Source organism: Micromonospora sp. KC207, assembly GCF_004348615.1.
Lineage (GTDB): Bacteria > Actinomycetota > Actinomycetes > Mycobacteriales > Micromonosporaceae > Micromonospora.
The window spans coordinates 1-11819 of record NZ_SMKJ01000232.1; the positions used below are offsets into that span (position 1 = coordinate 1).

General features: G+C 70.1%; 16 protein-coding genes. 10 read left to right on the top strand and 6 right to left on the bottom strand.

Annotated elements, in window-relative coordinates; translation table 11 throughout:
* Positions 1 to 34 precede the first annotated feature (34 nt).
* The 5 genes from E1258_RS24145 to E1258_RS24165 form a co-directional block, all read right to left on the bottom strand.
* Positions 35 to 1507: a choice-of-anchor M domain-containing protein gene (locus E1258_RS24145; protein ID WP_207919690.1), complete on the bottom strand. Its 1473-nt coding sequence runs from the start codon at positions 1505 to 1507 to the stop codon at positions 35 to 37.
* Between the two features lie 103 nt (positions 1508 to 1610).
* The gene (rpsN, locus tag E1258_RS24150) at positions 1611 to 1916 is read right to left on the bottom strand and encodes a 30S ribosomal protein S14 (RefSeq protein ID WP_007074963.1); all 306 of its coding nucleotides are present in this window, start codon (positions 1914 to 1916) and stop codon (positions 1611 to 1613) included.
* Entirely contained in the window at positions 1916 to 2083 is a 168-nt protein-coding gene (gene rpmG, locus E1258_RS24155; RefSeq protein WP_132405156.1) for a 50S ribosomal protein L33, read from the bottom strand. Before rpmG ends, rpsN begins: the two co-directional genes overlap by 1 nt.
* Positions 2083 to 2319: a 50S ribosomal protein L28 gene (rpmB, locus tag E1258_RS24160; RefSeq protein WP_132405158.1), complete on the bottom strand. Its 237-nt coding sequence runs from the start codon at positions 2317 to 2319 to the stop codon at positions 2083 to 2085. Before rpmB ends, rpmG begins: the two co-directional genes overlap by 1 nt.
* 75 nt (positions 2320 to 2394) lie before the next feature.
* The gene (locus E1258_RS24165) at positions 2395 to 2895 is read right to left on the bottom strand and encodes a winged helix-turn-helix domain-containing protein (protein ID WP_132405160.1); all 501 of its coding nucleotides are present in this window, start codon (positions 2893 to 2895) and stop codon (positions 2395 to 2397) included.
* A gap of 45 nt (positions 2896 to 2940) precedes the next feature.
* On the opposite strand from E1258_RS24165, the gene E1258_RS24170 reads away from it, so the two are divergent.
* The 4 genes from E1258_RS24170 to E1258_RS24185 are packed head-to-tail and all read left to right on the top strand — an operon-like array spanning position 2941 to position 5118.
* The gene (locus E1258_RS24170) at positions 2941 to 4236 is read left to right on the top strand and encodes a GTP-binding protein (protein ID WP_132405162.1); all 1296 of its coding nucleotides are present in this window, start codon (positions 2941 to 2943) and stop codon (positions 4234 to 4236) included.
* Complete coding sequence (locus tag E1258_RS24175) at positions 4233 to 4490, top strand: type B 50S ribosomal protein L31 (RefSeq protein ID WP_007074968.1); 258 nt, start codon at positions 4233 to 4235, stop codon at positions 4488 to 4490. Before E1258_RS24170 ends, E1258_RS24175 begins: the two co-directional genes overlap by 4 nt.
* Positions 4490 to 4696, top strand: a complete 207-nt coding sequence (locus E1258_RS24180) for a hypothetical protein (RefSeq protein WP_243715650.1) — start codon at positions 4490 to 4492, stop codon at positions 4694 to 4696. The genes E1258_RS24175 and E1258_RS24180 overlap by 1 nt, the downstream gene beginning before the upstream one ends.
* Before the next feature lie 5 nt (positions 4697 to 4701).
* Positions 4702 to 5118 (top strand): Fur family transcriptional regulator, encoded by a 417-nt coding sequence (locus E1258_RS24185; protein ID WP_132405164.1) that lies wholly within the window; start codon positions 4702 to 4704, stop codon positions 5116 to 5118.
* 103 nt (positions 5119 to 5221) lie between these two features.
* Here E1258_RS24185 and E1258_RS24190 read toward each other — a convergent pair whose 3' ends face one another.
* Positions 5222 to 5614, bottom strand: coding sequence for a Fur family transcriptional regulator (locus E1258_RS24190; RefSeq protein ID WP_132405166.1), 393 nt, complete (start codon positions 5612 to 5614; stop codon positions 5222 to 5224).
* Positions 5615 to 5841: 227 nt separating this feature from the next.
* Between E1258_RS24190 and E1258_RS24195 the strand changes: the two genes are divergently transcribed.
* The 6 genes from E1258_RS24195 to E1258_RS24225 all read left to right on the top strand — a co-directional run.
* Positions 5842 to 6234 (top strand): GntR family transcriptional regulator, encoded by a 393-nt coding sequence (locus E1258_RS24195; RefSeq protein WP_132405168.1) that lies wholly within the window; start codon positions 5842 to 5844, stop codon positions 6232 to 6234.
* Positions 6231 to 7121 carry an ABC transporter ATP-binding protein gene (locus tag E1258_RS24200; protein WP_132405170.1) on the top strand — a complete coding sequence of 297 codons (891 nt, stop codon included), beginning with the start codon at positions 6231 to 6233 and terminating at the stop codon, positions 7119 to 7121. Before E1258_RS24195 ends, E1258_RS24200 begins: the two co-directional genes overlap by 4 nt.
* Positions 7118 to 8098: an ABC transporter permease subunit gene (locus tag E1258_RS24205; protein WP_132405172.1), complete on the top strand. Its 981-nt coding sequence runs from the start codon at positions 7118 to 7120 to the stop codon at positions 8096 to 8098. Before E1258_RS24200 ends, E1258_RS24205 begins: the two co-directional genes overlap by 4 nt.
* A gap of 1006 nt (positions 8099 to 9104) precedes the next feature.
* Positions 9105 to 9920, top strand: coding sequence for a helix-turn-helix domain-containing protein (locus E1258_RS24215; protein ID WP_165949889.1), 816 nt, complete (start codon positions 9105 to 9107; stop codon positions 9918 to 9920).
* A 213-nt stretch (positions 9921 to 10133) separates the two neighbouring features.
* Positions 10134 to 10364, top strand: a complete 231-nt coding sequence (locus E1258_RS24220; protein ID WP_207919691.1) for an MbtH family protein — start codon at positions 10134 to 10136, stop codon at positions 10362 to 10364.
* On the top strand, positions 10357 to 11819 hold a 1463-nt coding region (locus E1258_RS24225), incomplete at its 3' end, for a condensation domain-containing protein (RefSeq protein ID WP_243715651.1). The genes E1258_RS24220 and E1258_RS24225, both read left to right, overlap by 8 nt.

Consider the following 11819-nt stretch of genomic DNA (forward strand, 5'->3'; position numbering starts at 1 on the left):
GCTCAGTGCCGTGCCACCGGACGTGTTGGTGTGGTCAGATCGCGGTGAGGGTGAGGGTCGCGGTGTAGGTCCCCGCAGCCGTCTCGGTGGGCAGGCTCAGCCGCAGCCCCGCGCCCAGCTGGGCGGTGCCCCGGCCGGCACCGCTCGACGCCGAGCCCAGCACCGCGCTGTTGCCGAGGCCGCCGCCGCTGCCGATGACGTACGGTGCCACCACCGGGCCGGCGACCACGCCCTGCCCGGAACCCTGAGCCAGCACCCGAGGGCTCCAGCCGAGGTACCCGGCGCTGAACGTCGCCCCGGCCGGCCCGGTGAAGTCCGCCGGGATCTGCCCGGACGCGCTCCATCCCGGCTGGCCGGCGCGGGTGTCGGTCACGGTGACCGGCCGGAGCTCGCCGATGCTCTCCCACCGGTCACCGGCCACGTTCAGCTGCGCGGGCGGCAGCACCACGGCCCGGTCGTCCGGATTGACACTGATCACCAGCGAGCCCTGCGTTCCGTCGATCGACGCGGTGATCGTCTGCGAGGTACCCGGCTCCTGCGGCGGGAACGCCACCCACAGGGTCACCGGTTCGCTGGTCGCGGCGATCGCGTGATCGTCGTCGTAGAGCTTGGCCACGTACTCGCAGCCGTTGAGCTCCCGGGTCGCGGTGAAGGAGTAGCTGGCCCCCGCCTCACCCGGGATGACGGCCCAGTCGGCCGCGCCCGGGCACTTGCTGAACCAGTGGTAGTGGTCCAGCTCGGTCTGCGGCGTCTGCACCGCGTTGAGCGTGACGGTGTCGTTCGGCTGGTACTCGTCGGCCATGCCGCTGATCGACAAGCCGACCTCGGGCCCGCTGCCGGGCAACTCGCCGACGACGAACGAGTAGTCGACCGGCCCGGTGCTGACCGTGGTGCCATTGATCAGGGTCGCGTCGGCCTGGAACCTCAGGGTGTAGCTGCCCAGCGCGCTGAACGCCCAGTTCGAGTGCGCGTGGGTCTTCACCGGGACGTCGATCGCGTCCGGCAGCCCGTCGGCATCGCGGAACTTGATGATCGGACCGCCGAACGAGTCCTGGGTGAACAGCGTGACGTCGCCCGGCCCCTGTACGCCCACCAGGCTCAGCCGCACCTTGTTTCCTTCGAACACCCCGGAGTCGAGCGTCGTGGTGTTCCAACCCGGCCAGAGCAGATCCGGGTCCTGGGTCATGGGCAGCAGCCAGACCTGGCTCCCCGCCGGCCCGAGGAAGGCGAAGCGGGGATCGTCCGGAACGGCCATGGCCGCCCCCGGCAGGACCTGGAACGTCACGTCCGCCGGATCCCGCTGCACCGCGGGGCTCACTGTGTCGTCGTTGACCTTCAACGACAGCGCACCACTGTCGTAGTGCACGTCGATCGCGTCGGTGTGCCCCTTGGACAGCACCACCTTTTCGGCCGCCGACGCGGTGGCGGGCGCCAGCACCGTGCCGGCGACCACCACCGCCCCGGCGACCAGGCCCGCGAGACCGCGAGCCCTCACCGTCGCATTCATCCCTCTCCCTCCACACCACACACCTGCGCGCAGTGGTACATGTGGCCCGAACCGGCGGTGCTTAACCGGCCGCCTCCCACGCCGTTGGCGCTGTGTGACGACATCACCACGATGCCTTGCGGACTCCGGGCATCTCGCCACGTAGGGCCAGCTCGCGGAACCGGACCCGGGACAGCCCGAACCGGGTCAGCACTCCGCGGGGGCGGCCGTCGATCTGGTCGCGCGATCGCAGCCGTACCGGGCTCGAATCCCTCGGTAGCCGGCTGAGTCGGCGTACCGCCTCGGCGCGTGCGTCCGGGTCGGTGTCCGGGTGGGCGGCCAGCCGCTTCAGCTCGGTTCGCGCCTCGGCGTGTCGGGCCACCAGTTCCTCGCGGCGGGTCTGCCGGTTGACCAGGCTCTTCTTCGCCATCAGCGTGCCTCGCGGAACTCGACGTGCCGGCGCGCGATCGGGTCGTACTTGCGCAGGACCAGCCGGTCCGGGTCGTTGCGGCGGTTCTTGCGGGTCACGTACGTGTAGCCGGTGCCAGCGGTGCTGCGCATCCGCACGATCGGCCGCACGTCGGTCTGGCGGGGCATCAGAGCTTCACTCCCCGGGCGTACAGCTCGGCGACGACCTTCTCGATGCCCTTGCGGTCCACGGTCTTGAGCGCCTTGGCCGTCAGGGTGAGGCTGACCCACCGCCGCTGCGAGGGCAGCCAGAAGCGGTGGTTCTGCAGGTTGGGGTTCCAGCGGCGGCGGGTGCGCCGGTGGGAATGGGACACGGCGTTGCCGAAGCTCGGCTTCGCGCCGGTGACGTCACAACGTCGGGACACAGTGCTCGCTCCTTGAGGGAAATCACAACGGTAACGACAACGATTTTCAGTTTTACATCAGCTGTTCGGCCACATCTACGCCAGGGCGTCGACGATCTCGACGGCGCAGTCGACCCCGAGGCGGTAGCCGACACCACGTAGCGTCGTGACCACCGGCACATCGGCGCCGAACTTGGCGCGCAACCGCCGGACATGGACGTCCACGCTGCGGGGGCTGGTGCGGGACTGCTCCCAGACGCGCTGGAGAAGTTGCCGCCGGGTGAAGACCTGGCGTGGATGTTCGGCCAGGTGGAGCAGCAGGTCGTACTCCCGGCGGGTCAGCGCGACCTCGGTACGACCGCAGTACACCGCCCGCGCCTGCGGATCGATCCGCAAGTGACGATCCGGCTCCTTCGGCGGCGACACCAACACCGGGTCGCCGCCCAGAAGGGCCAGCAGCGCATCGAGGCGGCCGAGGTCCTCCGGGCGGGCGGCGGGACCGAACCTCAGTTGAACCGTGACGGTGAGGACGTCGCCGGACTGCCGGGCCTCGACCCCGTGCGTCCGCACCTCACCGCTGGCTTCGGCAACTTCCATGTGCTTAGAATGACAATCGTTTTCAAGTAAGTCGAGAGGAACACGATGTCGTCGTCACCACAGGCTCCGACCCATGCCGTGACAGCCGACGCTGATACCCGCCCGTCACTGACCGTGCTGTCCGGGTTCTGGCCGGCGGCGACCTTCGCCGTCGCCCGCGCACTCCTCGCCGCCGATCCGTCACTGCTGCTCGTACGGCACGACCTCACCGCCCTGCGCGACGGCCTCGTCCGCCGTGTGGTCCGCTCCAGCGCCGGCATCATCGAAGACGAGCAGGTCGAGCTGCGGCACGGCTGCGTCTCCTGCACCCTGCGCGAGGACGTGCTGCCCACCCTCGTCCGGCTCGCCCGCAGCCACCCCGGCCAGGACCTCGTGCTCATGCTGCCCGAGGTGGTGGAACCCGAGGCGGTCGCCGCCGCCTGCGCCTACTGCCTCATAGACGGCGCACCAATCACCGACCTTCTCCGCGTCGACTCCTACGTCACAGTCCTCGACGCCGAACACCTGCTCGACGGCCTCGCCAGCACCGACGACCTCACCGCGCTCGGCATCCAGGCCGCCGAGGACGACCACCGCGCGCTCGCCGACGTGGTGGTCCGGCAGATCGAGTACGCCGACACCCTGCTGCTGTGGGGGCAGTCCCGAGAGGGAGATTTCGACACCAGCAGGATGGCGATCCTGCTGCAACGAATGGCACCGTGGGCGGCTCACATCCGCGTCGACGACGACCGCGTCGACGCCACCACGCTGACCCGTCAGCTGCGCCACACCCGTCGGCACCGGCCGGAAACCCCCGGGATCCTCACCCGCGGTCTACAGGGCTACACACTGGGCATCCACGAACCCGAACCTGACTGCGGAGTCGTCTCCACCGTCTTCCGTGCCCGCCGCCCATTCCACCCCCAACGCCTGCACGATGTCCTCGAAGACGTCAACGCCGAAATCATCCGCTCCCGAGGCCACCTCTGGCTGGCCAGCCAACCCGACACCGTTGTGGCCTGGGAATTCGCCGGCGGAGGCCTGGCAATGGGCTCCCTCGGACACTGGCTGGTAAGCCTGCCCGAAGACCGCTGGGAACACGTCGAGGACCAGCGCCGCCTCGCCGCCGCCCTCGACTGGGACCCCTACTACGGCGACCGCCACCAACACCTCGTCTTCATCGGCCTCGGCATCGACCCCGCCGAGCTGCACCACACCCTCACCGGCTGCCTGCTCACCGACGCCGAACTCGCCGACGGCGAGGAAACCTGGCGCACCTACCAAGACCCTTTCACCGGCTGTTTCCCCCTCGAAGCAGAGGAACCGCCCAACACCAACACCGAAGGAGCGTCACCCGCATGAAACCCGGCATCCACCCCGAGTACCGGCCCGTCGTCTACCGCGACAAGGGCGCCGACTTCGCCTTCCTCACCCGATCCACCGCCACCAGCGACCACACGATCCAGTGGACCGACGGCAACACCTACCCCGTCATCGACGTCCAGATCTCCGCCGCGAGCCACCCCTTCTGGACCGGTAAGCAGCGCCTGCTCGACACCGCCGGCCGCGTCGAGAAGTTCCGCCAGAAGTACGCCCGCCGCGAACCCCGGGGCTGATGATGAGCACCGGGGCATCCGTCGACTGGGCCCTGACACCGCAGCCGGTCGGCGCGGCCCGGCAGGAGCGGGCCTGGTGCCTGACGATCGCCCGCGACCACATCCGTGCCGAGTGGTCGGACCATCGAGCGCGCGTCAAGCCTCTGCGCGCCGCCATCCCCGCCGAGACGGCCGACCTGCGCAAGACGCTCGGCGTCCACCCCTAACCGCCATGACCACGCCCCTCGTTACGCAGTTGCGGGTCGCGGGTCTGACGCCCACCTCGCAGCGCCGCGCCGTCCTGGCGTTGCTGGCCAGACACTCCCGCCCGCTCACCGCCCAGCAGGTGCACGCCGAACTCACCAGCACCGCGCGGCACATCGGCCTGACCACCGTCTACCGAGCGCTGCACAGTCTCGCCGACGCCGGGCTGCTGCACACGTTCGACCTGGGCGGCCAACGCGCCTACCGCCACTGCGGTACGGCACCGCACCAGCACCTGATCTGTACCCGCTGCGACGCGGTGACCGAGTGCCCGCCCGAGATCGTGACGGGCTGGCTCAGCGAGCTGCACCAGCACACCGGCTTCACCCCACATCCTGACCGACTCGACGTCAGAGGCATCTGCGCGACCTGCGCCGGCACGTGAGGAAAGAGGTGGTGGTGCCAACCCGCCCGCCGCCTCGAACAGCCGCGTGCCGCCAACCAGCTCCGATCAGGGCCCACGGGTGGCTGGGCCGGATCGGCGACGGTCAGCGTGAGCACTCCGCGCACATGCCGAAGACCTCCAGGGTGTGGCCGACGTCGGTGAAGCCGTGCTGAGCGGCCATCCGGTCGGCCCACCGCTCCACGGCGGGCCCGGCAACCTCCACCGTGCGCCCGCACTCGCGGCAGACCAGATGGTGATGATGTTTGCTCTGGCTGCACCGGCGGAACAACTGCTCACCGCCGGGCAGCCGGGTGGAGTCCACCTCGCCGGCCTCGACCAGCAGCTGCAAGGTCCGGTACACGGTGGTGAGGCCGACCCGCGCCCTCCGGGCGAGCAGCATCTGATGCAGATGCTGCGCCGAATGGAACCCCTCGACCTCGCGCAGCAACGTCAGCACCTCAGCCCGCTGACGGGTGTTGCGGGTCGCGTTCGGCATGGCCGACGTCACTGTGATCGCATCCTCCCCTGCTGGTAGCCGCAGCTGCCAGGCACCTTCGATCTGCACCGCTCACCTGTAGTCCCACCATATAGGCGTCCTCAGGGTTCGTCTCGTGCGCCGCCCCCGCCGGGCCTCTAGCGGGAGGAGGTCGAGCCCCGCCGGTGAGATCCGGCCGTCCGCGCGGATCCTTTACTACTTCCCTAGTAAAGGAGTAAAGTTCGGGCATGTTCGTGTTCCGGCTCGACAGCCACTCGGGCGTGCCGACCTACCTGCAGCTCGTGCAGCAGGTTCGGCAGGCCGTGCTGCTGGGGTTCCTGCAGCCGGGCGACCGGCTGCCGCTGATCCGTGAGGTCGTGGAGACCCTCGCGATCAACCCGAACACCGTCGCCAAGGCGTACCGGCAGATGGAGCAGGAAGGCCTGGCGGTCGGGCGCCCAGGGCAGGGCACCTTCATCACTTCCACGCAGACCGCCGCCTTGTCTCCGGCGACGTACGGCGCACTGCGGCGTGGCCTGGAAGCGTGGCTGCACCAGGCATACGCCGCAGGGCTCGACCGGCAGGCCGCCGCAGCCCTCTTCACCACCGTGCAGCAATCGATCGACAAGGAAGCCGCATGACAGCAACAGACATCGCGCTGACCGCCGAAGGGCTGTCCAAGCGCTACCGCCGCACCTGGGCGCTGCGCGACTGCACCCTAAAGGTTCCGGCCGGCCGGGTCATCGCCCTGATCGGGCCCAACGGCGCGGGCAAGAGCACCCTCCTGCGCCTGTCCGCAGGGCTGCTCGCGCCGACCGCGGGCACGGTGCGGGTGCTGGGCGAGGACCCGACGGCCAACACCCCGCAGGTGCTCGCGCGCATTGGCTTCCTCGCCCAGGACCATCCCCTCTTCAAGCACTTCACCGTCGCCGAGCTGATCCGCTTCGGCCGGTCCTGCAACCCCCGCTTCGACCGGCACCTGGTGGAAACCCGCATGGCGGAACTCGGTATTCCGCTGGACCGTCGCGCGGGCGTCCTCTCCGGCGGCCAGCAGGCCCAGGTCGCGCTCGCGCTGGCCCTGGCCAAGCACCCCGCCCTGCTGCTGCTCGACGAGCCGATGGCCGCCCTGGACCCGGTGGCCCGCCTGGAGTTCCTGCAGGTGCTCATGGGCGCGGTCGCCGTCGACGGGGTCACCGTGCTGTTCTCCTCCCACGCCGTGCCGGAGCTGGAACGCGTCTGCGACCACCTGGTCGTGCTCAACGGCAGCCGGGTCGCGCTCACCGGGGACATCGAGACCCTGCTGGCCGAACACCGCCTGCTCGTTGGCCCGCGCGTCTCCGCCGAGCCCGAAAGCTCGGCCACCATCGTGTCGGCGACGCACAGCGACCGCCACACCACCCTGCTGGTACGCGACGGCGGCGGCCCGACCGCTCCCGGCTGGCAGGCAAACCCCGTCGGGCTGGAGGAACTCGTGCTCGCCTATCTGCGCCGCACCCCGGCCACCACGGCAGAGGCGGTGGCGGCATGACCTGGCTGACCTGGCGTCAGCACCGCGCCGAGGCCACTGTCCTGGCGCTGCTGGTCGCCGTGGCGGCGGCCGTCCTGCTACTGCTCGGGACGTCCATGCACGGCCTCTTCCCGCACGGCGTCGCGCGCTGCGCGGGCGGCTCCGTCGCTGAGGGCTGCGCCGTGGCGCTGCAGCGGCTGTGGGAGGAGCACGGGTACGCCTCGAAGATGCTGTCCCTGTTCAATCTGCTGCCGTTCGTCATCGGCGCGTTCCTGGGCGCACCGCTGCTGGCCCGTGAGCTGGAGACCGGCACGTGGCAGTTGGCCTGGACGCAGTCCGTGCCCCGGATGCGGTGGCTGGCGGTCAAGCTCGCCGCGCTCGGTTCGCTGGTGGTCGTGCTGACCCTCGCTCTCAGCGCCGTGGTCACCTGGTACCGCCACCCGCTGGACGCGCTCGACGGCCGGTTCACCGCCGACGCGTTCGACCTGGAGGGCGTCGTTCCCGCTGCGTACGCGCTGTTCGCGTTCGCGTTCGCCGCGGCGGCCGGGGTGCTGCTGCGGCGCAGCCTGCCCGCGCTCGCGGCGGCGCTGGCCGCGTTCCTCGCGGTGCGGGTCGCCGTTGCCGGCGCGCTGCGCCCGCACTACGCGCCGCCGCAGACCCTGGCGAACCCGGTGACCGCGAGGGACACCACGGTCGACGTCGGCGGGCCGAGGACGTCCACCGGCAACCATCTCGACTGGATCCTCGCGACGGGCTATTCCGACGCCGCCGGCCGCCGGCTCGGCCTGCCCGAGGTGTACCACATGGACCAGGACGCCCGGCGGTCCGGCCTGGACCTGGCTACCCACCTGCGCGATCGCGGGGTCCTGCAGTGGGTGGAGTTCCACCCCGCCGAGCGCTTCTGGACCTTCCAGCTCATCGAGGCCGCGCTGTTCCTGAGCCTGACCGCGGTGCTGCTCACGGTGGTCGTATGGCGGGTCCGGCGGCGAGCCCTGTGACCCGCCCGGATGCGCCTGCCCGGAGGTGGGCGCATCCGGAGACGGCCGCAGACGGGCGTTCAGCCCCTGACACAGGCCGCGATCACATCGCCCCGCCCGCAGCATCGGTTGGGAGGGCACGACCGTACCGGTGCCGATGAGCATGGCCACACCGGCTTCCGCACCGGCAACGCCTCCAACAGGAAACACCGTCGGTGATCACGTCGCCGGACGACGAAGTAACTGCGATCCGCAACTGTGCCCCCAGGCGATCGCATGGCTGCCGCTCTCGGCTGACGCCGCGAAGTGCGGTTTCGGGTACGCCGACGCCTTCGGCCCCGGTCCCATTCGGCCGAAGCGTTCTACGTTGGCCGGGTGTCGGCCACGTCGAGACTGGTCGCGTCGATCGCCGTCAGCCGGCGCCGGGCCAGCCAGGCACCCCTCGTGCCCGGACCGATCATCACCACCCGTAGCCTCATCCGCCAGGCCTGGACCCCTTACTTGGGACGCCCGCCCCACGCGACGACCATGAACCCGTCAAGTTGCGAGCCTATTGAAAGCATCTGAACGTCACGGGGATTGCGGCCGGCCGTCGCCTTTCTACGCAACAGGGCTATCACGGGCAAGTCGTGCGGCACTTGCGTGGACGTGGCCAAGGGGGCAGTGCGGCCAACTCCGTGACGATTGGGTGCAGGTGGCTGCGGGAAGCGCGGGGGAAGGTGACCCGATGGTGATCGAACCGATACTCGGCTATTGGTGTCCGGGTCCTCAGCCGGTAGCATCCACATTCGTGACGGCCACTGGACTGGATTGTGCCGGTGTCGTCGCGAGCGGTATTTGGCCCGCTGGCTAAATGCGGCGCACGCAGGATCCCTCGGTGGCGATGACGGGCAGTCGTCGACCGATCGGTCTGCCCTGCTCCAGCCCCGCAGGAGCCCCGTGTGACCGGTGGTCGGTGCTCCATTTCGGTCGGATCTCAGTGCGTGGAATCAATCATTCATGGCTGCTGCGCCAGGACGAGGGAGAAATGGTTGCCTTTCGGCAGGTCTCGGCGGATCAGAACAGCGAGTTGGCCGCCTGCGTCAGAGCCTGGCGGCACCGGCTGTCGCCGGACGACCACCAGGCCGCCCGGAGACGTCGGGGTCGTCGGTCGAACGTCACCCAGGAGGAGATCGCGGAGATCGTCGGGGTGAGTGTCGTCTGGTACAGCAACCTCGAACGCGGGGTGCGGGCCAACTACTCGGACGCCTTCCTCGACGCCGCCGCCGAGGCGCTGCGACTCGACCGGTACGAGCGGGAGCTGCTGTATCTCCTCGCCGTCGGCCGGATGCCGCCGCCGCCGTCGTCGGCCGACACGACCGGCGTCGTCCTCGGCCCCGCCCTGCGCCAGTTCGTCGAGGGCCAGCGTTGGGCGACCTACGTCCTCGATCGGTACGCGCGGGTGGTGCTGCACAACGAGGTTTGTGAGGCCTACTATCCCTGGCTGCGCACCGATCCCAGCTATCCCCGCTGGCTGTTCACCGACGCGGACGCGCGCCGTCGGCTGGTCAACTGGGAGACCGACTGGGCGGCGCCGCTGCTCACCCAGATGCGCATCGCCCGCGCGCTGCACCCCCAGGACGCGGTGATCGCCGCGCTGGTCGACGCCTGCCTGGCGACCAACCCCGAGGCCCGGTGCCTGTGGAACGCCCAGGCCGCGTACGGGTGCGCCCTGCGGTCGAGGCGCGGCATCCGCCTCTCCAGCGATCACCGGACGACCCTGGTCGACGTCGTCACCCTCACCGATCCGAGTGCGAGCGAACTGCAGATCGTGTCACTGATTCCGGTGGCCGACCCGGCGTAGCCGCCTTTTGTCCCGCACTTCCGTATCCGGGAATTCTGTCCGCCGGCGCGTCCGCCTGCCCGTTTGCTCTCGTGAAACCGCTTACCCCAACTGTCAGTTTATGAAAGTGGCAATTTCTGGCCGCCGCCTGAATCACCCGGCAGGATTCTCCACGGCCGCTTCCCGGGGGCTATGTGGACTCCCTGCGGCATCGACGTGGACCGGAGGCGGATCATGAATCCATTCGACGATGCGGACGGTACGTTTCTGGTGCTGGTGAACGCCGAGTCGCAGCACTCGTTGTGGCCGGAATTCGCCGAGGTTCCGGCGGGCTGGACCGTGGCATGGGGGCCGGGCGGCCGGGACGAGGCGCTGCGGTACGTCGAGGAGAACTGGCAGGACATGCGGCCGAGAAGCCTCGCCCTCGCCATGGCCCAGGCCGAGAACGCCGCGCTCAATGACTGAGGACAATCGGCGTTGGCCGTTGAGTAGCGAGCAGCAGCGGCTGTGGTTCCTCGACCGGTTGACGCCGGCCAGCGCCGCCTACCACGTCCCGGTCTCGTGGCGGCTGCGGTCCGCCGTACCGCTGTCGGAGGCAGTCTCCACCGTGAGCCGCCTGCTGGCCCGGCACGACGCGCTGTTCATGGCCTTCGAGGAGATCGAGGGCGAGCCGGCGCAGCGTCCGTTGCCCGGCCGCGAGTTCCCCCTGGAGGTTCACGACCTCACCGGCTGCCCGGCCGCCGAGCGCGAGGCGCGGTGCGCCGAGGTGGTACGGGCGGTGTCGCGTCGGCCGTTCGACCTCGGCGCCGGGCCCCTGGTCCGCGCGGCGGTGTTCGCCGTCGACGACCAGGTGCGTCTCGCCCACCTGACGTTCCACCACATCGCCGTCGACGGCCTCTCGCTGGAGATCATCGAACGGGAGTTGGCCGCGGGACTGGGCGGCGCCGCCGTGCCACCTGCGACGGAGGCGGCGTACGTCGAGCACTGTGCCCGGCAGCAACGGTGGCTGGCCGGGCCGCAGGCGCAGCGGGAACTCGACCGCCGCGTCGAGCAGCTACGGGGTGCCCCGGGGCTGCTCGAACTCGGCCGCGACCTGACCCGGCCCCGGGACTTCACCTATCGCGGCGAGACCGTGCGGTTCACCGTGGAGCCAGGGGTCCGGGACCGGGTGCGGGCGCTTGCCGGGCGCAGCGGGGTCACGCCGTACGTGGTGCTGCTCGCGGCCTTCAACGTCTTCCTGTACCGGCAGACCGGCCAGACCGATCTCGTCGTCGGCTCCCCGGTCGCCGGCCGGGGGGACAGCCGGTTTTTGGACGTGGTCGGCCTGTTCGCCGGCACGCTGGTGGCCCGTACCGACCTGAGCGGCGAACCGACGTTCGAGACAGTGGTGGAACGCACCCAGGAGTCGGTGCTCTCCGCCCTGGAACATCTGGACGTGCCGTTCGACCGGCTGGTCAACCGTCTCGTGCCGCAGCGGGTGCCCAGCCACGGCCCGCTCGTCCAGGTGTTGTTCGCGTTCCACGAGAACGGGCCGGCGGCCGGCGCGGGCGAGTCGTTCCTGACCCGGGAGTTCGTGCCCACGGACACCGCGAAGCTGGACCTCACGTTCACCGTCTACGACGTCGGCGACCGGTACGAGATCGAGATCGAATACTGCACGGACCTGTTCCGGCGTGACTCGGTCGGCCACTTCTTCCGGCACTGGTCGCGACTGCTGGGCAGCGCGCTCGATCAGCCCAGACTGGGGATCGGACACCTCGCGGCGATGGACGCCGCCGAGCGGTCGCTGGTGCGGTCGTGGTCGGTGGCGGCCTTCGAGTCGTCGTCGGTGTCGGGAAAGTCGGTTGGGTTGTTGGTGCATGAGTTGGTGGGGCGGTGGGTGGAGCGGTCGCCGGGTGCGGTGGCGGTGGTGTGTGGGGA